Here is a 21,588-nt window from a genome sequence, read left to right on the forward strand (position 1 = left end):
TGGATCTTCGGGCCGGATATCGTATCCGGTCCGATGATTCAGCGAGACCTGCCACGATGATGGCCGGACAAATCCCGACGACGCCGAGCGCTTCACAGGTCGATCGCGACATCGCCCTTCGGCCGCGAGCAGCAGATCAGGACATTGCCGCTTGCCGGTGCTTCGAGCGGATCGGGCCGATAGGCGACTGCGCCAGTCACGAGCCCGGTTTCGCAGCTGTGACAGACCCCTGTCCGGCACGACCATCGCGTGGGGACGTCGCAGGCTTCGGCAAGCTCGAGAAGGCTCTGAAACGCTGGATCCCAATGGACGTTCAGGCCACTCCGGACGAACGAAACCAGCGGCCCCGTCTCGGAAACCTCGCGAGGCGGATGCGGCGGCGGCAGCGGAGATGCCGCGATGCCCGGGGTGCTGGCTGCGCCTGCGCCGAACAGTTCGGTATGGATATGGCTGGCGGCGATGCCCCAGGCCGCAAGGCCAGCGCTCAGGTTTTCCATGAAGGCCGGCGGGCCGCAGATCAGGAAATCGGCATCACGCGGCACGCCCAAGCGCCGAAGCAGCGCGATATCCAGTCGACCACGGGTGTCGAAGTCCACACCCGGCCTGTCCTGCGGATCGGGCGAGGTGTAGCAGATGTGGTGATGGCCATGGGCCAGCGCCTTGAGCAGGGTTCGGGCCTCCCGGGCAAAAGGGTGCTCACGGCCATTGCGGGCGCCGTAGAGCCACCAGACCTCCCGCCGCGAGGCCGTGCCGCCCAGGGCGTGGAGCATCGCCATGACAGGTGTCGCCCCCACGCCCGCGCTGAGGAGGACAACGGGACCATCGTTCAGCGGGAGGGTGAAGCTGCCTCGTGGCGCGCTCACGTCCAGCACGTCGCCGACCTGGACGGTGGTGTCGATATAGGCGCCCGCCGCGCCATGCGGCTCGCGCTTGACACTGACGCGATAGCAGCGGTCGCTGGGTTCGGCCGACAGGGAATAGCTGCGCAGCAGCGCCGGCGTATCAGGCGCCGCCTGCAGGCGCAGCACGACAAACTGGCCGGGAAGCGCCGCGACCAGGGGGCGTTCATCCGCGGGCTCGAGGACCAGCGAGATCACGCTGCCGCTTTCGCGGATCTTTTGCAAAACGCGCAGCGGGCGGAACCCCGCCCAGGCCGGAGGTGGTCCGGACGACGCGACGAGGCCGGCATTTCCCGCCCCACCGCCCGCCTGCTCTTGCGTGAGCAGCGCCTGAAACGACGATCGCCAGCCCGAGCTCAGCGCGGGGATGCGCAATGCACGCTCGATCTGCTGCTGGGAGCGACCGGGCAGGTAGAGCAGCGCGTCGATCTCGGCGACGGTCATCCGTTCAGGCCCTGCCCCGACCTGGACGATCTCGTCTCCTGCCTCGATCTGGCCTTCCTCGAGAACGCGCAGATAGAAGCCGGGCCTGCCGCGCGCGACCAGCAGCGCGGCCATTCGCGGCTCGTTCATGTGGATGCCGACCCGGTAGCAGGTGACGCGCGGCTGCGTCACTTCGAACAGAGCCGTGCCGATCAGATAGCGATCGCCAATGCAGACATCCCGGTCCGACAAACCATCGACCGTGAAGTTCTCGCCAAAGTTTCCGTAGGTGAGGTCGCTGCGTTCGAGCTCCTGTTGCCAGAAGCGGTAGGAGTCCAGCTGATAGACCATGACCGCCCGGTTCTCGCCGCCATGCCCGGCCAGGTCGCCCTGCCCGTCGCCGTCGATGTTGAGCCGACGAACCGTATGCGGGCCTTGGACCGGCGTTTTCCAGATTCCGGTGTGAACGGTCCTTCCCTGCCAGGGAATGTCGCGCGGCAGGCCGATATTGACCGAAAGCAAGCGAGCCATCAGCCCCTCCTCCCGCTCTGAGCAAATCGTCAGGAGCGTACCGTCCGCGACATCGCTTATCGTGCGGTCGCGCGGCGCGCTTTCGCCTCCAGATGGCGGCCTACGCAATTCAGCACGTAGCACATCAGGAAATAGACCGCTCCCGCGAAGAAGTACCCCTCCCAGAGAACGTTGCCCCAGGCAACGTCGCCGATGGCCAACTGCGTCGAACCGAGAAGATCATGGACGCCCACGATGATCACCAGAGACGTGTCCTTCACGAGGGCGACCATGGTGTTGATCAATCCCGGCAGGGAAATCGTCAGCGCCTGCGGGAAGACGACGAGCTTCTGGGTGTTCCAGTTCGATAGTCCAAGGGCATAAGCGGCCTCGCGACTCCCGGTCGGCACCGCATCGAGCCCGGCCCGGATCGCCTCGGCCATATAAGACGAGGTGTAGAGGCAAATCCCGATCACGATGCGCAGAAACAGGTTGGCATCTGCCCCAGACGGCAGGAACAGCGGCAGGAGGATGACGGCGACGAAGAGGATCGCGATGAGCGGGACGCCGCGCATGAACTCGACATAAACCGAGGCGATCGAACGAATGACCGGCCGTTCGGATCGGCGGCCCATCGCCAGCAGGCCGCCGAGGAGGAAGGAGACGCCCACTCCGATGCTGAACAGCAGCAGCGTAAGCGTGAGCCCTCCCCATTTCTCCACCGCGACCTGGGTCAGACCCGGCAGCCTGCCGCCGAAAATATCGAAGCTCAACACGACCGAGACGGCATAGACGGCAGCGGCCAGTGCGACCTGGTAGCGACGGGCCGCGGCGAAGGCGCCAACGAGGCCCAGTGCCGAAACCGCCATGGAGATGTTGACCTGCCATCTCAGGTCTTGCGGGTAGAAGCCATAGCCGAGTTGCCCGGCCTTCTGCGCTATGAAGACCCAGCAGGCCCCGACGCGCCGGCAATCGGCGGGGCCATTCCCGACGAAATCGGCGTTGAAGAGCGCCCATTCCAGGAATGGGACGCCGCCGCCCACCAGGATGATCAGCGCCAGAACCGTCACGATGCCCGTGCGACGATCCGAAAAGCTGCGCCGGATGAAATCCGAGACAGCATTGCGCCCTGGAGTCCGATCCTGGTTCGCGGTGCCGGCTTGAGCGGTCATCAGCGTTGCCCTACCGCCTTCAGCTTCGCGGCGTAGAGATGCATGAGCCCTGCCGCCGTAAGGCTGATGATGAGGTAGACCGAGGTGACGATCATCAGTGACTCGATCGCCTGCCCTGTCTGGGTCAACACCGTCTTGCCCATGATCAGCATGAGATCAGGAAAAGCGATCGCCGCCACGATCGCCGTCTGCTTGATCATATTGACGTACTGGTTGGTCAGGGGCGGAATCACCACCCGAATGGCCTGAGGGAAAACGATCAACCTCGAAATGGCTCCAGCGTGCAGTCCCAGAGCCTGCCCCGCCTCCGTCTGTCCCCGATCGATCCCCTGGATGGCACCGCGCAGAAGCTCGGCAATGAATGCCGACGAATAGGTGCACATGGCCACGATGACAGCCATGAGTTCGGGAATGACGAGAGCACCGCCTCGCATGCCCAGGCCGGCACGAACCGGAACCTCCCAGCTCGTTGCGGCGATGACGACGACAGCCACGAACAGCACCAGCCCCAGGAGCAGCGACAGATCGATCCGCGCGAAAGCCGATGTTGGGTGCTGCCTGCGCATCCATCTGGAGGCGGCAATCGGCAGCAAGGCAAGGACACAAGCGATCAGCCAGCCCCACCCGGATAATTGAGGCCAGGGAACGAACAGCCCGCGATTGTTCAGGAAGATCGCGTCCTCGAGCACCAGGCCGTTGCGAATGTTCGGCATCGCGGCGAAGACCGCGAAGTACCAGAACAGCAGGTGCAGCAGGATCGGGGTGTTGCGAAAGAGGCCGATATAGCCGGCGGCGAGGCCCGAGGCCAATGGGCTCTTCGACAGGCGGAAGGACACCACCGCGAAGGCGAGGAGCGTCCCGAGTACCATGCCGGTGACCGCAAGGAAGAGCGTGTTCGTGATGCCGACGAGCAGTGCCATCCAAAGCGGGCTGGCGGATGTAAAGGGCAGAAGCGAGAAGGCGACGTCGAAGCCGGCGGGCCGCGACAGGAAGGCGAAACCGGTGGTTATGCCCCGGGAGCTGAGATTGGCCATCGTCGAAGAGACGATGTACCAGGCGCCGCCGGCCAGAGCGGCGACGAGGGCGATCTGGACGAGAGAGCCGACCAGATCGCCCCTCGCGAGGACACGGCGCATCCAGCTCGCCTTCGGTGCCGTGGCCTCAAGATGCGCGAGCATGTGTGTCGCCCACCGCTCTCGGTGATTACTGGAACGATGGCGCGATCAGCGCGCCGCCATTCTTCCACAGGGCGTTCAGGGTCTTCTCGCGGGGAATGCTGACCTTGCTGCCGGAACCAATGTTCCGATCGTAGACCTCGCCGTAATTGCCGACGCTCTTGATGATGCGATAGCCCCAGTCATCGGACAGGCCGAGCATCTGGCCGAAACCGCCTTCGGCGCCAAGCATGCGACGAACCTCGGCCGGCGCATTGGCATCCGCCTTCATGGCGTCGACATTCGTGGAGGTGACGCCGAACTCTTCGGCCGCGATCAGGACGTATCCGGTCCAACGAACGATGTCGGCCCAGTTATTGTCGCCATGGCGGACGGTCGGTCCGTTCAGGGATTTCGAGATGGTCTCGTCGAGCACGGTGAAGCCGTCCGGATTGGAGAGCGCCGACCTGTAGGCGAACAGGGTCGAGCGGTCGGACGAAAACACGTCGCAACGCCCCTTCTCGAAGGCGGCGAGCGCCTGATCGCGGGAGTCGAACACGACCGGCTTGTAGGTCAGGTTGTTCGACTTGAAGTAGTCGGCGATGATGACCTCGGTCGAAAGCCCGGTCTGCGTGCAGACATTCGCTCCGTTGAGGTCCTTGGCCGTTTTCGCTCCGAGCGATTTGGCGACCATCAGCGCATGGCCGTCGTAGAAAGTGATGATCGGAAAATCCAGGCCGAGGCTGGTGTCGCGAGAGAAGGTATCCGTCACTTCTCGCGAAAGAATATCGACCTGCCCCGATTGCAGCTGCGGAAAGCGGGCCGAAGGCGTGGCGGAGAGGAACTTGACCTTCTGGGCATCGCCAAGTGTCGCGGCAGCGACGGCGTGACAGAAGTCGATGTCGAAGCCCGTATACTTGCCGGTCGCATCGGGTGAGAAGAATCCGGCGAAATTCTCGCCGACACCGCAAAGCAGTTCGCCGCGCGCCTTCACGGCAGCAAGTGTCGCCTGCGCCTGGGCTCCGCAATTCCATGAAACGAGCACGCCGACGACGGCAGCGAAAAGACCATAACGCATGAGCACTTCCCCTCTCCCAAAGGCACGTATCTCAGCTGCGCGCCTGATCCCGTACCACAGCATTTCCGGAGGTTTTGGTCACGATCGAAAACTGTGACGCTCTATGTCATGACAACATGAATTGCGTCTGCCGGGCTGCTGACATTGCCGACGCAACCTATGGGAGTGCTTCCGATTTCACGGACACTCATAGCCTGATGACAACTCGTACAACCAAATTGGAATTCGCTGACCAGCATCGCGCGCTGCACAGTCGCGATGCGTCACGCCGCGCGCTCCCACCTCTGGAGCGCGGCGAAATCAGAGGTCAGCATGAGCGCGGCGACATCACAATTCGAATGCGACGTGGCTATTCTGGGCGCAGGGTCGGCCGGCGTCGCAGCCGCGATCGGAGCGTCGAAAGCCGGCGCCAGGACGATCCTGATCGAACGCTATGGTTTCGCCGGCGGTGCGGCGACGAACTCCTCGGTGCTCGCCTATTGCGGGCTCTTTGCGAACACGATTGAGGCCAGGCGGGTGGTCGGCGGCGCTGCCACGGAGGTTCTGTCCAGCCTGGAAACCCTGGGCATGGACGTTTCTCCCCGGCGCATCAGATCGACGGGCAACTGGATCATTCCCTTGAACCCGGAGGCGCTGAAGGTCGCCCTGGACCGCGCGGCGGCCGGAAGCGGGATCGAGATTCTCTATCGCGCTGCGCTTTGCGGCGTCGCGACGGTCGACGGCGCCATGCGCTCCATCGACATTTGCGGCGATTTCGGGGTGGCGCGGATCAGCGCGCGCACGTTCATCGATGCGTCGGGAGATGGCAACCTGTGGCATCTCGCCGGAGATCGGACGCTCACCGGCCCGCATAAATCCCAGCCTGCGTCACTCCCGATCCGGGTGGGCGGCATCGAGGCTGGATGGCAGGAATCTCGAAGCGCGTTCCAGGCGGCCTCAGCCATCTACAACGCGCAGGCCCCGCTGATCCGCGCCCGCGGGAATGGCGGAGTCGTTCTGGAGATCCCCGGCAGCTCCGAACTCTGGTGGATGACGCTGGACCTCGAGGCCGACCCGACGGACGCCATTGGGTTCGGGCAAAAGGAAATCGCGGCTCGTGACGCCGCGTGGCATCTCGTTTCCGCGCTGAAGAGCACTGGCCCCGCATTCCGCAACGCCAATGTCGCCTCCACCGGCCCGCAGATCGGCGTGCGTGAATCGCGCAGACCCGCGACCGTCAGGCGTATCCTGGCCGAGGAGATCATCACGGGCAGCATCCCCGAGGACACGATTGCGCTGGGGGGCTGGCCCATGGAAATCCATCACGCGCCGGGCGTGCAGGAATACATCCCGGTCGGAGGCGACGGCGTCTTCGGAATTCCGCTCGACGCGCTGCGGGTCGCAGGCATCGCCAACCTGCTGGTGGCGGGACGCCTGATCGGAGCCGATAGCCGGGCTTTCGGTTCCATTCGCGTGATGGGCACGGCGTTTGCCACGGGACAGGCGGCGGGCGTCTATGCGGCCCATATCGCCTCGTCCGCGGCAGATATCCGCTTCCAGGACATCACAAGGTCGCTTTCGGCTCAGGGCGCCATCCTCGCCGCTTAAATGTCCTGAGCGCCCAAGTTTTCTGGTCGTTTAAGTGCTTTCGTTGGCGACCGACGACCTTCACCGAACCGGGCCAGCTCGCCATCGACTTCGGCGCGAACCGCCTCCTTGAGGATACGACCGAAGGATGACAGGCCGCGCTCGACATGAACATGCACGAAGACGTTCATCTTCGGCGCGTCAGGCAGCCTGATGATCGTGAAGCCGGCACTCTGGAAGCTGGCAGCCGTGAAGCTGTCGACGAAGGCGAAGCCCAAGCCGACCTGCACCATTTGACAGGCCGCTTCGGCGAAGCGGACGATGGTGGTGGGCTCGTAACGGATGCCGCGCGCATTCAGATATTCGGATATCGCTCGCCCGTGCGGCGTGGTCGCTTCAAAGCCGATCAGGTTCCCGTGCATCAGCTCGGCCACATCGGAGATCGCGCCCGAGGGATGGTCCGCCGCATCGGCATCGGGCAATACCGCGACGATCTCGCCGGCACCCAGCAACTGCGTCGAGAGCGAAGGGTGATCCTGCTGGAACACGCCGATCACCATCTCCCCCTCGCCGAAGAGCAGGTAATCGTTCACCTGGGCGACTGACAGCGTGTCCAGCCGCATGACGAGCTTGGGGTAACGTTTGCGGAGCTTGAGCATCGCCTTGGGCACGATGCGAGCGGCGAGGCTCGGAGATGATCCGATACGAAGAGTCATATCGTCGCCGGACGACATCCTCTCCATGGACTGCTGCAAGTTCAGGATATTTTTGAATATCGAGGCGACTTCACCGTAAATCAGTGTCGAATTATAGGTCGGCTGAAGTCTTCCCTTGGATCTCTCGAAAAGCGGAATCTTGGCCTGGTCCTCGAGATGCCGCAGAATTCGGCTCACGACGGGCTGAGACACGTTCAGCATTTTCGCGGCGCCAATGACGGATCCGGTCTGCATGACCGCGTTGAAGACTTCGATTTGTCGAAGCGTGAACATGATCGCCGGTCTCGAAATGTCTTAAAGGCATACGGTAGAGAGCAGATGGTCGTTGTCAACGCGACAGGTGACACCTAGGGATTCCCTGTTCCGAAATCGGAGTTTGCCCGTGGCTACCGCGCAATTCACCGCCATCAGCCAAGAATTCGCCCTGGATGCCGCCGCATTGAGCGAGCTTGCGCGCGGTGCCGTGGCAGAAGCGCGTTTCTGCATGGAACGCTCCGCCGGCGGCGGCTCCGAACCCGAATTCACCTATTTCGGCCTGGACGTCGAAGCGCTCAGTCACGAGGCCGCCTCGCGCCATGTCGACGGCACATGTGATCTGCCGGGACTGCCCGACGGCGTTCCGTTTGCCGGCGGCATATTCGCCTATTTTCCCTATGATTTCGACAGCAGGGAGCCCGACGAATCCGACGCCATTTTCTGGCTGGTCAGGACGCTTTTGATCATCGACCACGGGGCGAGCAAAGCGATCCTCGTCCGCCTGGCCACTGGTGCGCCTGACGAGATCGTCGAGCGCCAGAATCTCATCGATCGGCTCAGGACTGTTTCGGCTCGGCTCGGCCGCACCGGCTCTCGTTCGGCGCTCCCGGCTGAACGGGATTGGCGGGTCGATATCTCGACCGCCGACTATTTCATCGCCGTGGGCAAGGTTCAGGATGCGATCGAGCGGAACGAGATTTCGCAGGCGATCCTCTCGATCGGCTTCTCGAAGTCCACCTCCGCCACCATCGAGACTGTTTTCGAGGCTCTTCGAGAGCGCCGGCCCTCCCCGCATGTCTTCATGGTCAAATCCGGGCAACTCGCCCTCGTCGGCGCCTCGCCGGCCATGCACCTGCTGAAGCAGGGACAGGTCCTGACCATCGAGACGGATGCCGGCACGCGTCAAATCGGTGGGAGCGCCGAGGAGACGGAAGCGATCAAGCATGAGCTTCTCAACTCGGCCAAGGACCGGGAGGAGCAGAAGATGCTCGTCGACGAGACGTGCATGGATCTTCGGGCGGTTGCGGTCGACGCGAAGGTGTCGATGCCCGTCGAGCTGGAAGTCCGGCAACTCGGCAACGTGATGCATCTGTTCACGGTCCTCGAAGCGACGTGCCCCGCAGAGCTTGGCGCCATCGAAGCCATCACCGCGTGCCTGCCGGCGGCGGCGGTCACCGGCACACCCAAGAAGGCGGCGATGGCCACGATCCGAGCCGTCGAAGGTATCGAACGGGGACCATATGGCGGCGTCGTCGGCTTGATCGGCTTCGATGGGTCGGTCGATTCCGCCATCATCCTCCGGTCGGCCTGGCTGAAAGGCGGTTCGATAGCGATGCGCTGCGGCGGTGGCATCACCCATGCCTCGGTTGCGATCGACGAGTACAACGAGTGCCTCAACAAGGCGCGCGCGATCATGGACGCCGTCAAGGAAGCCGAAGGCGCCTGAGGTCCTGCCATGCGGCGAGACCTGAGCGCCGGAACGTGCAACCCTGGAGCCGCGCATGCATGATATCAGGATTTCCGGCGCGACCCGATTGAACCTGATCATCGGCGATCCCATTGCCCAGGTTAAGTCGCCTTCCGGCCTGTCGAAGGCCTTCGCGGCCGCCGGCATCGACGCGATCGTCGCCCCGGCGCAGATCGGCGCGGACCGGTTGAGCGCTTTTCTGGACGCTCTCGGCGCGGTCGGGAATCTCGACGGGATCGTCGTGACGCTACCGCACAAATTCGCGTGCCTGGCTCATTGCAGCAGCATCAGCGAGCGGGCGCGCCGCTTGCAGGCGGTCAATGTCATGCGGCGCAATCCGGACAGGAGCTGGCACGGTGACATGCTGGACGGTATCGGCTTCGTCGAGGCGGCACATCGCAAGGGCTGCGATTTTCTCGGTCGACGGGCCCTCGTCACCGGAGCGGGCGGTGCGGGCTCCGCCATCGCCGAGGCCCTGCTGGAAGCGGGTGTCCATTCCCTCCGCGTGCATGACGAGGATCCCGGCAGGCGAGACGCGCTGATTTCGAAATTGCGGCCGATCTCGCCGAATGTCACTGCCGGCAGCGCGGATGCAACCGGGCTCGATGTTATCGTGAATGCTTCGCCGGCTGGAATGAGAGGCTTCGCCGAATCCGCGATCGACCTTGGAAGCCTGTCTGCGCAGGCATTCGTCGGCTGCGCGGTCACCGAGCCAGCAATCACGCCTCTGATCGCCCATGCCCGCGAGCTCGGCTGCATGACAGTGTCGGGCAGCGAGATGTACGAGGCCCTCGAAGGGCGCATGCTTCGGTTTCTCACCGGCGGCTAGTGCGCGGGGCACGACAACGCGGCCCCGCGCAAGGTCGTGCGTCAGCTCATCGCCGCTTTCCGCTTTGCCAGGTTCTTGATCACGTTCTCCACAATCGACTGACCAGCCCCCTGCCCGAATGTCATGAGGGATTCCGGGTGGAACTGGACAGCCGCGACCGGCTCCGTCTCATGCTCGATCGCCATCACGACCCCGTCCTCGGACAGCGCCGTCACGATCAGTTGGGGCGGCAGCGCGTCCCTGTCGGCATGAAGGGAGTGATAGCGGCCGACGGTGATGGGATCGGAAAGCCCTTCGAAAAGGCGGCCCTGCTTCAGGATCGCGATCCGTGACGGCTTTCCGTGGACCGGGACGGAAAGCTCCGCAAGCGTGCCGCCATAGGCTTCCGCCAGGGCCTGCAGACCCAGGCATACGCCGAAAATCGGGATGCCGCGGCCTCGCGCCTTTTCGATGGTCGCCTGGCAGTCGAAATCCCCCGGTCGGCCCGGGCCCGGCGAGAGAACGATCAGATCCGGGGCGATCGCGTCGAGCTGGCTTTCGGGAACAGGGCTTCGCAATGTCGCGACGCTGGCCCCGGTCTGGCGAAAGTAATCGGCGAGCGTGTGGACGAAGGAGTCCTCATGGTCGACCAGAAGCACCGACAGGCCATCGCCCCGTCGAGGAATGGACGCCGCCGCCTCCGGGCGGCCCGCCGCATTGGCTTGCCTGATGGCGGCGATCATCGCGGACGCTTTCAGCTCGGTCTCGGCCTCCTCTTCGGCCGGGTCGGAATCGAAGAGCAGCGTCGCGCCGGCGCGCACCTCCGCAACGCCGTCCCTGATCCGGATGGTGCGCAATGTCAGGCCGGTGTTCATGTCGCCGTTGAAGAACATCATTCCGACCGCGCCGCCATACCAGGCACGCGGGCTCTTCTCGTTTTCCTCGATGAAGCGCATCGCCCATAGCTTGGGCGCTCCGGTGACCGTCACGGCCCAGGCATGGCTCAGGAAGCCGTCAAAGGCGTCCATGCCATCCCGAAGCCTGCCCTCGATATGATCGACGGTGTGGATGAGCCGGGAATACATTTCGATCTGACGCCGGCCGATGACACGAACGGAGCCCGGTTCGCAGACGCGGCTCTTGTCGTTCCGGTCGACATCCGAGCACATCGTGAGCTCGGCCTCGTCCTTTTTCGAATTGAGCAGCTTGATGATCTGCTCGGAGTCGGACATGGCGTCCTGGCTGCGCTTGATTGTTCCCGCGATCGGACAGGTTTCGATGCGACGGCCGCTCACCCTCACGAACATTTCGGGCGAAGCGCCAACCAGATACTCCGCCTCCCCGAGATTGATGAAGAACGAGTAGGGCGACGGATTCGTCGCGGCCAGATGGCGGAAGATCGCCGAAGGCGCGGCGCCGCAGCGCTCGTAGAAAATCTGCCCGGGAACGACCTCGAACAGATCGCCGCGCTGAAAGCTGCCTTTGGCGCGCTCCACCAGGCGGGCATATTCGCCCGGCTGATGATCGCCCCTCGGCACTGGCTGGTTCGAGGGCGCGAATTCGAGGGCGGACGTCCCGCGCGCCAATCCGCCAGTGTTCTGGTCGCCATAGCTGAATTCGTACCGGTCGACCCAGGCTTTGGCGGTGTAGTGATCCACCACGCAAATCTCGTCCGGCAGGAAGAGCACGAGGTCACGCTGCCCGGCCGAGCGCGCGAGCTTGAGGTCGATCGGATCGAACTGGAACGCGAGGTCATAGCCGAAGGCCCCGTAAAGGCCGAGATTGGGATCCTCCTTCGAGGAAAACACGGCGACGATGGCCCTGAGCACGGTGAACACCGAGGGGACGCGAGACCGCTCCTCCTCTGCGAAGGCCTGCGTGGGAAGCTCGACCGAAAGCTCCAGGAGAGCGGCGTCGCAGCGCGAAAAATGAATCTCGGGCAAGGCGCGCAGCGCCTCGACGATGGGGTGAAGCAGAATCTCACCGCGTGGGTTGAGCGCCTCGATGCGCATCTCACGCTGGCGCGCGGTGATCGCAAGCGGGGGATCGACGATTGCGGTGTCCCAGCGGCGATAGCGGCCGGGAAACTCGTAATTCGACGAGAACAGGGCACCGCGCCGGGAATCGAGGGCGTCAATATAACTGCTGAGCGCGGTCGCGTAGGGGATATCATGTCGGCTTCGTTCGACCTGTAAGCCGCCACCGGTTCTGTAAGTCAGGGCTTCGCCCTCGTTAAGCTTCTGATCCATTGTAGATTTCCTGGCGGGTTGCGGTGGCTGAGCATTTCGCAGGCTTCACGCGCCACATGGATCACCGAACAAAAAAGGCCGCCCGGTCATCCCGGCGGCCCAACTCTTCGACGCAAGACAAACTATGCGCGAGGCCGCCCTTCAGGGCCGCCACCAAACTCCGTCGAAGATCGTGTTCGAAATGTTCATCACGCATAGGGTTAGCCCCGAGCTCGGGGCTGCGCAACTCGAATGTCGCTCATCTCATCCATTCAGCGCCTGCGGTCATGGCTCGACGGGATAGTCCCGCGACCAACGCAACAGACCCGGCCACGCCTAGCCCCGCGACTTGAGCCAGATCGCCTTCAACGTCGTGTAGAAAGCCTGCGCGGCGGGCGAGAGCGCGGAGTTGCGCTTTCTCAGGATTCCAACGCCACGGAACAGCGTCGGGTCGACGATCGGTCTGAAGACGATGTTGGGGTTGTGGTTGATCAGCCGCAGCAATGTCGAGACCACGCTGATCCCGAGCCCGGCCTCGACCAGCGGCAGCGAGGAGTTCAGGTGCTGGACCTCGTAGAGCCAGTTCGAGGGCGAGCGGTCCTGCAGCAGGTTGAGATCGATCAGCAGTCGGTTGCCGTTCTTGCTGCCCGGCACGATCAGCGGATAGGGGCGCAGTTCCGACCAGGCGACCCGCTCCTTGGCGGCGAGAGCGTGGTCCGGACGGCAGGCGACGACATAGGGATCGTCCATCAGCATCTCGAAATCGATGTCGTCGCCGAGATTGCGGCCGAACGCCAGGCCGATATCGGCATCGCCCGCCAGGACCTGGGTCAGCACCACATTGGCCGGCTCGTCGACGATCCTGACCCGCATCCGCGGATACTGGGTCGCATAGGTCGCAAGCACCCGCGGCAGGAAATAATGCGCGGCGGTCGGCACGGCGGCGACCGTGATCTGGCCGGCCGTCTTTTCGGCCATGGCCGAGATCGACAGCAGGGAACTGTCGAATTCCTCGAGCAGCGCCTGCGCCTTCGGCAGGAACTCGCGCCCGACCTGCGACAGCGCGACATTGCGCGTGTCACGGTCGAAGAGCTGGACGCCGAGCGTCTGCTCCAGCTTCTGGATCCGGCGCGTCAGAGTGGGCTGCGATACGGCCAGCGCCAGCGCCGCGTGATGATAATTGCCGCTATGGGCGAGCACGACGAAGCTGCGCAGGTCGGGGAACGAGATATTCATGTCGCGGCTGATGCGTAATCTGCATCAAATTTGCAAATAAATTCATTTCACAAGAATGCCGCGGCGAGCCCACATTGCCGCGATCGCTTCGTCGAGCGAGGCCACCCGCGGATCGTGCGAATGCCGTCCGAACCGCGGGAGCGGCTCCCTCCGCATCCGACGCGACGAGAATAACAGACGCCCACGAGCTGGCGCGATCCAGGAGAGGAACATCATGGCTGTGCTGAAGAGATTGGCGGGCGCCATGCTCGCGCTATGTGCAGGCTTGGGCGCGGCTCATGCCGAGGACTGGACGCCGCGGCGCACCGTCAACGTCGTCGTCCATACCGGCCCCGGCGCCGGCGGCGATGCCTTCGCGCGCGCGGTCATCAACGTGATCGAGAAAGAGAAGCTGAGCCCGGCCCGCTTCGTCGTCGTCAACAAGACCGGCGGCGGCAGCACCAACGCGATCAACTTCGTCGCGAGCAAGGAAGGCGACGACACCACGCTCGCCGTCTATGCCAGCAACTGGACGACGGATTATCTGGTCCAGAAGGATGCGACGACCTCGCTGCAATCACTGACGCCGCTCGCCAACCTGATCTTCGAGCCGGCACTGCTCGTGGTGCGGGCCGACTCGCCCTTCAAGACGCTGAAGGATTTCATCGACGCCGCGAAGGCCGCGCCGAACAAGTACAAGCAGGCCGGCGGCACCCCGCTCGGCCGCGACGCGATGCTGCGCCATATCCTCGTCGCCAATACCGGCGCCCAGTGGCCGCTGATCTCCTTCCCGAGCGGCGGCGAGCGGCTCTCGGCGATCCTCGGCGGCCATGTCGAGACGCTCGTGCTGGATGGCTCCGAGGTCGGCGACTTCATCGAATCCGGCAAGCTGCGGGCGCTGGCCCAGGTCTCGGACGAGCGCATCCCGACCTTCCCGAAGGACGTCCCGACGATCAAGGAGGCGGGCTACGACATCCGCATCCCGCTGCAGCCGCGCGGCATCGTCGGCCCGCCCAAGATGTCGCCCGCCGCGGCCGAGTATTATCGCAAGCTCTTCGCGAAGGTCGTGGAGACGCCGAGCTGGAAGAAGTACGTCGAGGAGACGCGCGTCCAGACCTCCTATATCGCCGCCAACGATCTCGCCGACTTCCTCGCGAAAATCGCCGATGGCACCCGCAGCGCGCTGAAGAGCGCGAATATCGAAGTCATCCGCTAGGTCATCTTTCTCGCATCGGCTTCTCCGAAAACCGCAATCCGGTTTTCATGCCGATGCGCGAGCGCCCCGCTTCCAGCCAAGACCGGGCCGCGCCTCTCCTCGGGGGAAGCCGGCCCGGATCCTGCGCCAGCCCGCCATCTCGGAACGACACCATGCTGAGCCAGAAGCTCGCACTCGGGGACGTGATCTCCGGCCTCATCCTGGCGCTGCTCAGCGTCTACATCATCTCGGCCTCGCTGCACTGGAGCGTGCTCGGCGAGATGGGGCCGGGTCCCGGCTTCTTCCCGATCATCTACGCGGCCGTGATGCTGCCGGCGGCGCTCTGGCTCTTCCTGCGCGGCATGCGCGGGCCGCGGCCCGTGGCCGCCCCGCCCGAGGCGGCCGAGGACGATGCCGAAGCGGATGGTGAAGGCGGCGGCACGCAGGCGGCGCTCGCGACCTGGCTGGCGCTTGCCGTGACCGTCCCGGTCATGTCGCTCGCCGGCTTCGCGGCCGGCTGCTTCGGCCTGTCCTTCTTCGTGGCCAAGATCGTCTTCCGCCGGCCGCTGCTGGCGAGCCTGATCTCGTCGGCGAGCATCGCGCTCGGCCTCTATGTCCTGTTCCAGGTCCTGCTCGACATCGACCTGCCGGCCGGCCTGATCGGAGGTCGCTGAGCCATGGACGTCCTCTCCGGTCTCGCCCACGGCTTCGGGGTTGCGCTGGCGCCCGCGAACCTGATGTGGTGCTTCGTCGGCTGCTTCCTCGGCACCGTCATCGGCATCATTCCCGGCCTCGGCCCCGCCGCGACCATCGCGATCCTGCTGCCCGTCACCTACAACATGGATCCGACCGGCGGCATCATCATGCTGTGCGGCATCTATTACGGCGCGAAATATGGCGGCTCGACCACCTCGATCCTGCTGAAGATGCCAGGCGAAGCCTCCTCGGTCATCTCCTGCATGGATGGCTACGAGATGGCCCGCAAGGGACGCGCCGGCCCGGCGCTCGGCATCGCCGCGATCTCGTCCTTCGTCGCCGGCACCGTGGGCGTGGTGCTGCTGAGCTTCCTCGCCCCGCCCATCGCCGATTTCGCGCTCTCCTTCAGCTCGCCCGAATATTTCGCGCTGATGCTGATGGGCCTGTCGCTCGTCGTGCTGCTCGCGGGCGACGACCTCGTCAAGACCATGCTCTCGCTGCTGCTCGGCCTCTGGCTGACCAGCATCGGCACCGACCTTTTCACCGCACAGACGCGATTCACCTTCGGCCAGACCTCGCTGCTCGACGGCATCGACTTCATGTCGCTCGCGATCGGCGTCTTCGCGATCTCCGAGATCATGCTCAGCATCGAGGCGCGCGAACGCGTCCGCCTGCTGACGATCCCGAAAGGCTTCAGGAACCTCCTGCCCAGCCTCGAAGAGCTGAAAGCCTGCCGCTTCGCCTTCTTCAACGGCTCGGTAACCGGCTTCATCATCGGCGTCCTGCCCGGGGCCGGCTCGACGATCTCGTCCTTCGTCGCCTATGGCGTCGAGAAGGCGGTCTCGCGCCATCCGGAGAAATTCGGGACCGGCGTGCCGGAGGGCCTCGCCGCGCCGGAGGGCGCGAACAATGCCGATACGGGCGGCGCCCTGCTGCCGGTGCTGACGCTCGGCATCCCCGGCGGCTCGTCGACGGCGATCCTGATGTCGGCGCTCGTGCTCTGGGGCGTGAAGCCCGGCCCGCTGCTGATGACGCAGCAGCCGGACATCTTCTGGGGGCTCGTCGCCAGCATGTATGTCGGCAATGTCGTGCTGCTGATCATGAACCTGCCGCTCATCGGGCTGTTCACGCAGATCCTGCGCATTCCGCTCTATGTGCTGTTCCCGATCATCATGGGCGTCGCCATCGCCGGTGCCTATAGCGTCTCCGGCAACATGTTCGGCGTCGGCCTGCTCGCCGCATTCGGCCTGCTCGGCTACGGCATGCAGAAGCTCGGCTTCCCGGCCGCACCGCTGATCCTCGGCTTCGTGCTGGGCGACGCCATGGAGCGCGCCCTGCGCCAGTCGCTGACCATGTCGAACGGCGACCCGTCGATCCTCGTCACCCGGCCGATCTCTGCCGTTCTGCTCGTGCTCGCAGCGCTGATCCTGCTGTCGCCGCTGCTGCGCCGGTTGCGAAACCGGCGGCGCGCGGCGCCTGGGCTGCCGGCGGCCTGATCGCGCGCCCTCACATTTTCCCTGCCTCAGCTCATCGCCTTCCGGAGACCTTGATGTCGTCGCTCAGCCTGACTCTCGCGCAATTCGCCGTGGACCTCCGTTACGAGGATATCCCCGAGAGCATCGTGGCGGTGACGCGCAACGCCCTGATCGACTCCGTCGGCGTCATGGTCTTCGGCTCGACCCTGCCCTGGAGCCAGATCGTCATCGACTACGCGACAGCCTATGGCGCCGCCGGCACCAGCACGATCATGGGCACGCAGGCCAAGGTCGCCACGCCCTTCGCGGCGCTGGCCAACGGGACGCTGGCGCACGCCTTCGAGATGGACAATCTCAGGCAGCCGAGCGCAGGCGTGCACCACGGCTCGACGATCGCACCGGCGCTGCTCGCCATGGCGGAGGAACGGGGCTCCAGCGGGCGGGAGGTGATCACGGCCTTCGTCGCCGCCTCCGAAGTGATGTCCCGGATCGGGCTCGCCGCCGACAACACCGCCGAGAAGCTCGGCTTCCACTCGCCCGGCCTGACCGGGACCTTCGGCTCGGCGATCGCGGCCGGACGCCTGATCGGCCTCTCCGCCGAGCAGATGGCGCAGGCCTTCGGCATCGCGGGCTCGCTCTGCTCGGGCCTCCTCGCCTTTTCCAAGGCCGGCAATGGCGGCATGGTCAAGCGGCTCCATACCGGCCGCGCCTCCGAAGGCGGCGTGCTCGCCGCCCGGCTCGCGGCAGGCGGGTTCCAGGGGCCTTCCGTCGTGTTCGAGGGCAAGTTCGGCTTCTTCGAGGCCTTCACGCGCAGCCCCAAGATGGAGGCGCTCTTCGCCGGGCTGGGCGAGACCTGGGAGACTGCGCGCATCTGCACCAAGCGCTATCCCTGCCATATCACCGCTCACACTCCCGTCCGCGCCCTCGACGAGCTCAAGACGGCGCATGGCTTCGGCGGCGACGACATCGCCGAGATCCATGTCGCCAGCAGCGAGAAGGTGCTGAGCCATCACAACCTGACCAAGGCGAGCGACATCACGACGGTGCAGTACAGCCTGCCCTTCTGCCTGGCGACGACGGCCTATCGCGATCCGGGCGATCCCAACTCGTTCCTCAACAACCCGCATGAGGATGCCGGCATCGTCGCGCTGGCGCAGAAGGTCCATGTCACGCTGAACGAGGAGAGCCTCCAGCCCGGCTTCGCCTGGGCGACGCGCATGCGCATCGTGCTGAAGGACGGGCGCGAGCTCAGCAATGCCCGCCGCGACTTCAGGGGCGCGCCGAGCGACCCGATGTCGGACGAGGAATTCGACCAGAAGTTCCTGGCGACGACCGGCAGCCTCGGCGAGCGCGCACCGGCCCTGCTGTCGCGCCTGCGCCGGCTGGAGCAGCTGACGGATCTGCGGGAGCTTTGTGCCGCATAGAGCATTTTCGCGCGAAGCGGATGCCGGTTCGCGTGAAGGAACTGCGATAAGACAAGTGGCCAGAGCATTTTCGCGATTTGGAGAAACGCGGAAATGCTCTAGGACACGGCATGCACGACTACATCCGCAAGATCCTCGGCGCGCGTGTCTACGACGTCGCGATCGAAAGCCCGCTCGACCGCATGCCGCGGCTGTCCTCCCGGCTCGGAGCGCGTGTCAGCCTGAAGCGCGAAGATCTTCAGCCCGTCTTCTCGTTCAAGCTGCGCGGCGCCTATAACAAGATGGTCCAGCTCTCGCCGGAGCTGGGCGAGCGCGGCGTGATCTGCGCCTCTGCCGGCAATCATGCGCAGGGCGTCGCGCTCGCGGCCCGCAAGCTGGGCCTGCGGGCGACGGTCGTCATGCCGCGCACCACGCCCGATATCAAGGTCCAGGCCGTGCGCGCGCTCGGCGGCCATGTGCTCCTGCATGGCGAGAGCTTCGACGACGCCTATGCGCATGCCCGCGATGTCGAGGCCGAGAAGGGCCAGACCTTCATCCACCCCTATGACGATCCCGATGTCATCGCCGGCCAGGGCACGGTCGGCATGGAGATCCTGCGCCAGCATCCGGACCCGCTCGAAGCGATCTTCGTTCCCGTCGGTGGCGGAGGTCTTGCTGCGGGCGTCGCAGTTTACGCGAAATTCCTGAGACCCGACATCAAGGTGATCGGCGTCGAGCCCGACGAAGCCGCCTCGATGGCCGGCGCCATCGCCGCGGGCAGGCGCGTGGTGCTCGATCAGGTCGGCCTTTTTGCCGATGGCGTTGCGGTGCGCCAGGCCGGGGAAGAAACCTTCCGGCTCTGCCGCGACCTGCTGGACGAGGTGATCACGGTTTCGACCGACGAGATCTGCGCCGCGATCAAGGACATTTTCGAGGATACGCGCGCCGTGGCCGAGCCCGCGGGCGCGGTCAGCCTGGCCGGGCTCAAGGCCTATGCCGCACGCGGCGCGGTGGGGGGGCATTCGCTCGTCGCGATCAATAGCGGCGCCAACATGAATTTCGATCGGCTGCGCCACATCGCCGAACGCGCCGAGATCGGCGAACAGCGCGAGGCGCTGCTCGCCGTCACCATTCCCGAGCGGCCGGGCAGCTATCGCAACTTCATCCGGCTGCTGGGCAAGCGCGCCATCACCGAATTCAATTACCGCTACAGCGACCCGCAGGAGGCGCGGATCTTCGTCGGCGTGCAGTTGAACGAAGGTGACGAGGAGAAGCGCCGGATCATCGCCATGCTCGTCGAGCAAGGCTATGCGGTGCTCGACATGAGCGACAACGAGCTCGCCAAGCTGCATGTCCGCTACATGGTCGGCGGCCGCTCCGGCGGGCTCGACGACGAGATGATCTATCGCTTCCAGTTTCCCGAGCGCCCGGGCGCGCTGCTGAAATTCCTGAACTCCCTCTCCAGCAGCTGGAACATCTCGCTGTTCCACTATCGCAATCATGGCGCCGATTATGGGCGGGTGCTCGCAGGCATCCAGATCCCCGCAAAGGAGCGGGCGAAGCTGACCCATAACCTGGACGCGCTCGGCTATCCCTATTGGGACGAGACGGCCAACCCCGCCTATCGATCCTTCCTGTCGAGCATGCCTGCGCGCGTTAGGTGACATCGAAGACGCAGACATCAACGTCGCGCCGGGCAAGATAAGCCGCGATCGAGCCGTCGATGGTGCCGGTCCGGACGCTGGCGACGCGAGGGTTCGTCGTTAGCGCTGGAGGTTTCTGCGTGACCTCAGGATTTCCAGAAGGGCTTGGCGAGCTCGGCTTCGGCCAAACTCCGGGTCAAGCCGAAATCGGCGAGGGTCTCGTCCGGCATCGCATGCAGCTCGTGTCCGAAGTCCCGCCGCTCCCGATGGCGCCGAAGCCAGATCCGGACCAGCGTGACGAGGCCCGTCCACAGGCCTGCCCGCGATGAGGCAATGGCAGCGCGCGCAGGTGTTGGCTGTGAGTAAAGCTCACGCAGCAGCGGCAGCCTCATGACCCGAGGCGTTCGAGGATCATTCCCCGACGCGAACCGCATATGATCCATGCGAGCCTCCCCTGTCGCCACGAGCATCATTGCCTGCGTCGCGCTGGAGACCTATGCACTTGCCGAAGCGAATCGCGCCATCGACAAATTCGCAGCTCTTGGTGAGAATCGCTGACGAAGGAAGCCTCGCAGATGGCCCGCTCTCTACCGCCTCTATCGGCCTTGAAGGCGTTCGAAGCCACGGCTCGGCTCGGCTCCGTCGGCCGTGCCGCCCGCGAGATCGGCAGGACGCATGGAGCGGTCAGCCGCCAGTTGAGCGCCTTGCAGCAGCATGCCGGCGTCGCCATGTTCGAGAAGAAGGGCACGGGCCTGCAATTGACGCCCCTGGGGCAAGCCTTCCAGCGCACGGTCGCGGAGGCGTTCGATACGTTGGAGCGCGGCTACCGAAAGCTGAGGGACGATGCCAGGGGCGCCAGCATCCACGTGGCCTGTTCGGCGACCTTCGCAATGCGCTGGCTGGTGCCGCGTCTCGGCAACTTCTATCGCGCGCATCCCGATATCCTGATCCGCCTGTCGATGTCGTCTCCCCGCGACACGCGGGAGGACGACGCCGATATCATGCTGACCTGGGACCGCCTGGCGTCCCCCATCCGCGATCCGGACCGGGCGGTGAGCCTGGCGGACGTCGCCTTCGGACCGGTCTGCGCGCCCGGCTGCGCCGTCGCGATCGAGCCCGGCAGCTTTGCCATGCCCTCTCGCATCGCGCATGACTACAATCCGCTTGCGTGGAAGAACTGGGAGGCGCTATCCGGCTTGCGCGTCACGGCAGCAAGCGAGCGCACTTTCCCGCACACTTATCTCTGCATCGAAGCGGCATTGGCCGGTATCGGTGTCGCGTTGGTCGAGCGCCACCTGGTCCTGTCCGAGATCGAGCAAGGCAAGCTCCTGGCGCCTTGCGGCTGGGCCTCCTTCCCCGGCGGATTCGCCGCGATCCGGCTCTCCGACCGGGCCGCTCAGGAGCCGGCCCGGGCATTCATCGGCTGGCTCAAGGCAGAGCTGGAGCAAGTCGACGGTGATGGTGAGCGCGGGCGAGAGGCGACCTGAGAACGCCGCGCCGCGCGCCACCGTTTTGGCACGTCGAAGCTGTCAGCGGGCGTCCACCCCATCGCCTTGCTTTGAGGAGCCGATGCCGCTTCCGGGATGAGCCCAAATCCGCACCTGGCGCCCCCGCAGACGTCAGGAGCGTCTGCAGAGGGCGGTAGGATCGGCCTCGCAAAAGGAGGCGTTGTACGCTGCCGCCC

Annotated in this window: 17 protein-coding genes; 9 read left to right on the forward strand and 8 right to left on the reverse strand. The window is 64.9% G+C overall.

What is annotated here, in order from left to right; genetic code table 11:
- Positions 1 to 92 precede the first annotated feature (92 nt).
- Genes EV560_RS16570 through EV560_RS16585 form a run of 4 tightly spaced genes read right to left on the reverse strand, consistent with a single transcriptional unit; the run spans position 93 to position 5,236 of the window.
- The gene (locus tag EV560_RS16570; RefSeq protein ID WP_131856896.1) at positions 93 to 1,853 is read right to left on the reverse strand and encodes an MOSC and FAD-binding oxidoreductase domain-containing protein; all 1,761 of its coding nucleotides are present in this window, start codon (positions 1,851 to 1,853) and stop codon (positions 93 to 95) included.
- A gap of 56 nt (positions 1,854 to 1,909) precedes the next feature.
- On the reverse strand, positions 1,910 to 3,004 hold the full coding sequence (locus EV560_RS16575; RefSeq protein ID WP_131856897.1) for an amino acid ABC transporter permease: 1,095 nt from the start codon (positions 3,002 to 3,004) through the stop codon (positions 1,910 to 1,912).
- Positions 3,004 to 4,182, reverse strand: coding sequence for an ABC transporter permease subunit (locus tag EV560_RS16580; RefSeq protein ID WP_131856898.1), 1,179 nt, complete (start codon positions 4,180 to 4,182; stop codon positions 3,004 to 3,006). The genes EV560_RS16575 and EV560_RS16580 overlap by 1 nt, the downstream gene beginning before the upstream one ends.
- Positions 4,183 to 4,207: 25 nt before the next feature.
- Positions 4,208 to 5,236 carry an amino acid ABC transporter substrate-binding protein gene (locus EV560_RS16585; protein ID WP_131856899.1) on the reverse strand — a complete coding sequence of 343 codons (1,029 nt, stop codon included), beginning with the start codon at positions 5,234 to 5,236 and terminating at the stop codon, positions 4,208 to 4,210.
- A 312-nt stretch (positions 5,237 to 5,548) separates the two neighbouring features.
- Here EV560_RS16585 and EV560_RS16590 point away from each other — a divergent pair, with 312 nt between their 5' ends.
- Positions 5,549 to 6,823: an FAD-dependent oxidoreductase gene (locus tag EV560_RS16590; RefSeq protein WP_165923500.1), complete on the forward strand. Its 1,275-nt coding sequence runs from the start codon at positions 5,549 to 5,551 to the stop codon at positions 6,821 to 6,823.
- On the opposite strand, the gene EV560_RS16595 is transcribed toward EV560_RS16590, so the two are convergent.
- On the reverse strand, positions 6,820 to 7,791 hold the full coding sequence (locus tag EV560_RS16595) for a LysR family transcriptional regulator (protein ID WP_131856901.1): 972 nt from the start codon (positions 7,789 to 7,791) through the stop codon (positions 6,820 to 6,822). The two genes, EV560_RS16590 and EV560_RS16595, sit on opposite strands and share 4 nt — an antisense overlap.
- Before the next feature lie 109 nt (positions 7,792 to 7,900).
- On the opposite strand from EV560_RS16595, the gene EV560_RS16600 reads away from it, so the two are divergent.
- Positions 7,901 to 9,220 carry a chorismate-binding protein gene (locus EV560_RS16600; protein WP_165923501.1) on the forward strand — a complete coding sequence of 440 codons (1,320 nt, stop codon included), beginning with the start codon at positions 7,901 to 7,903 and terminating at the stop codon, positions 9,218 to 9,220.
- A gap of 55 nt (positions 9,221 to 9,275) precedes the next feature.
- Positions 9,276 to 10,070: a shikimate dehydrogenase family protein gene (locus tag EV560_RS16605; RefSeq protein ID WP_131856903.1), complete on the forward strand. Its 795-nt coding sequence runs from the start codon at positions 9,276 to 9,278 to the stop codon at positions 10,068 to 10,070.
- Positions 10,071 to 10,111: 41 nt separating this feature from the next.
- Here the strand turns inward: EV560_RS16605 and EV560_RS16610 are convergent, their stop codons facing one another.
- On the reverse strand, positions 10,112 to 12,298 hold the full coding sequence (locus EV560_RS16610) for an anthranilate synthase component I (RefSeq protein WP_131856904.1): 2,187 nt from the start codon (positions 12,296 to 12,298) through the stop codon (positions 10,112 to 10,114).
- 315 nt (positions 12,299 to 12,613) lie between these two features.
- Positions 12,614 to 13,513, reverse strand: a complete 900-nt coding sequence (locus EV560_RS16615) for a LysR family transcriptional regulator (RefSeq protein ID WP_131856905.1) — start codon at positions 13,511 to 13,513, stop codon at positions 12,614 to 12,616.
- A gap of 214 nt (positions 13,514 to 13,727) precedes the next feature.
- Here EV560_RS16615 and EV560_RS16620 point away from each other — a divergent pair, with 214 nt between their 5' ends.
- The 5 genes from EV560_RS16620 to ilvA all read left to right on the forward strand — a co-directional run bounded on the left by EV560_RS16620 (position 13,728) and on the right by ilvA (position 19,925).
- Positions 13,728 to 14,708 (forward strand): Bug family tripartite tricarboxylate transporter substrate binding protein, encoded by a 981-nt coding sequence (locus EV560_RS16620; protein WP_165923502.1) that lies wholly within the window; start codon positions 13,728 to 13,730, stop codon positions 14,706 to 14,708.
- A gap of 152 nt (positions 14,709 to 14,860) precedes the next feature.
- On the forward strand, positions 14,861 to 15,361 hold the full coding sequence (locus tag EV560_RS16625) for a tripartite tricarboxylate transporter TctB family protein (RefSeq protein WP_165923503.1): 501 nt from the start codon (positions 14,861 to 14,863) through the stop codon (positions 15,359 to 15,361).
- Positions 15,362 to 15,364: 3 nt separating this feature from the next.
- Positions 15,365 to 16,879, forward strand: a complete 1,515-nt coding sequence (locus EV560_RS16630; protein WP_131856908.1) for a tripartite tricarboxylate transporter permease — start codon at positions 15,365 to 15,367, stop codon at positions 16,877 to 16,879.
- A gap of 53 nt (positions 16,880 to 16,932) precedes the next feature.
- On the forward strand, positions 16,933 to 18,282 hold the full coding sequence (locus tag EV560_RS16635; RefSeq protein WP_131856909.1) for an MmgE/PrpD family protein: 1,350 nt from the start codon (positions 16,933 to 16,935) through the stop codon (positions 18,280 to 18,282).
- 110 nt (positions 18,283 to 18,392) lie between these two features.
- Positions 18,393 to 19,925: a threonine ammonia-lyase, biosynthetic gene (gene ilvA / locus EV560_RS16640; RefSeq protein ID WP_131856910.1), complete on the forward strand. Its 1,533-nt coding sequence runs from the start codon at positions 18,393 to 18,395 to the stop codon at positions 19,923 to 19,925.
- A gap of 125 nt (positions 19,926 to 20,050) precedes the next feature.
- Here ilvA and EV560_RS16645 read toward each other — a convergent pair whose 3' ends face one another.
- Positions 20,051 to 20,296 carry a DUF1127 domain-containing protein gene (locus EV560_RS16645; protein ID WP_165923504.1) on the reverse strand — a complete coding sequence of 82 codons (246 nt, stop codon included), beginning with the start codon at positions 20,294 to 20,296 and terminating at the stop codon, positions 20,051 to 20,053.
- Positions 20,297 to 20,479: 183 nt separating this feature from the next.
- Here EV560_RS16645 and EV560_RS16650 point away from each other — a divergent pair, with 183 nt between their 5' ends.
- Positions 20,480 to 21,391, forward strand: a complete 912-nt coding sequence (locus EV560_RS16650) for a LysR substrate-binding domain-containing protein (protein ID WP_131856912.1) — start codon at positions 20,480 to 20,482, stop codon at positions 21,389 to 21,391.
- Positions 21,392 to 21,588: the final 197 nt, after the last annotated feature.

Origin of the sequence: Allobosea sp. BK604, from assembly GCF_004341515.1 — a bacterium.
Lineage (GTDB): Bacteria > Pseudomonadota > Alphaproteobacteria > Rhizobiales > Beijerinckiaceae > Allobosea.

What these genes read in the sequence shown, in the direction of transcription:
- EV560_RS16625 (WP_165923503.1), top strand. Translation starts at nt 14,861, where the DNA reads ATGCTGAGCCAGAAGCTCGCACTCGGGGACGTGATCTCCGGCCTCATC.
- EV560_RS16650 (WP_131856912.1), top strand. Translation starts at nt 20,480, where the DNA reads ATGGCCCGCTCTCTACCGCCTCTATCGGCCTTGAAGGCGTTCGAAGCC.
- EV560_RS16595 (WP_131856901.1), bottom strand. Translation starts at nt 7,791, where the DNA reads ATGTTCACGCTTCGACAAATCGAAGTCTTCAACGCGGTCATGCAGACC.
- EV560_RS16605 (WP_131856903.1), top strand. Translation starts at nt 9,276, where the DNA reads ATGCATGATATCAGGATTTCCGGCGCGACCCGATTGAACCTGATCATC.
- EV560_RS16580 (WP_131856898.1), bottom strand. Translation starts at nt 4,182, where the DNA reads ATGCTCGCGCATCTTGAGGCCACGGCACCGAAGGCGAGCTGGATGCGC.
- EV560_RS16585 (WP_131856899.1), bottom strand. Translation starts at nt 5,236, where the DNA reads ATGCGTTATGGTCTTTTCGCTGCCGTCGTCGGCGTGCTCGTTTCATGG.
- ilvA (WP_131856910.1), top strand. Translation starts at nt 18,393, where the DNA reads ATGCACGACTACATCCGCAAGATCCTCGGCGCGCGTGTCTACGACGTC.
- EV560_RS16610 (WP_131856904.1), bottom strand. Translation starts at nt 12,298, where the DNA reads ATGGATCAGAAGCTTAACGAGGGCGAAGCCCTGACTTACAGAACCGGT.
- EV560_RS16630 (WP_131856908.1), top strand. Translation starts at nt 15,365, where the DNA reads ATGGACGTCCTCTCCGGTCTCGCCCACGGCTTCGGGGTTGCGCTGGCG.
- EV560_RS16615 (WP_131856905.1), bottom strand. Translation starts at nt 13,513, where the DNA reads ATGAATATCTCGTTCCCCGACCTGCGCAGCTTCGTCGTGCTCGCCCAT.
- EV560_RS16575 (WP_131856897.1), bottom strand. Translation starts at nt 3,004, where the DNA reads ATGACCGCTCAAGCCGGCACCGCGAACCAGGATCGGACTCCAGGGCGC.
- EV560_RS16645 (WP_165923504.1), bottom strand. Translation starts at nt 20,296, where the DNA reads ATGAGGCTGCCGCTGCTGCGTGAGCTTTACTCACAGCCAACACCTGCG.
- EV560_RS16590 (WP_165923500.1), top strand. Translation starts at nt 5,549, where the DNA reads ATGAGCGCGGCGACATCACAATTCGAATGCGACGTGGCTATTCTGGGC.
- EV560_RS16635 (WP_131856909.1), top strand. Translation starts at nt 16,933, where the DNA reads ATGTCGTCGCTCAGCCTGACTCTCGCGCAATTCGCCGTGGACCTCCGT.
- EV560_RS16570 (WP_131856896.1), bottom strand. Translation starts at nt 1,853, where the DNA reads ATGGCTCGCTTGCTTTCGGTCAATATCGGCCTGCCGCGCGACATTCCC.
- EV560_RS16620 (WP_165923502.1), top strand. Translation starts at nt 13,728, where the DNA reads ATGGCTGTGCTGAAGAGATTGGCGGGCGCCATGCTCGCGCTATGTGCA.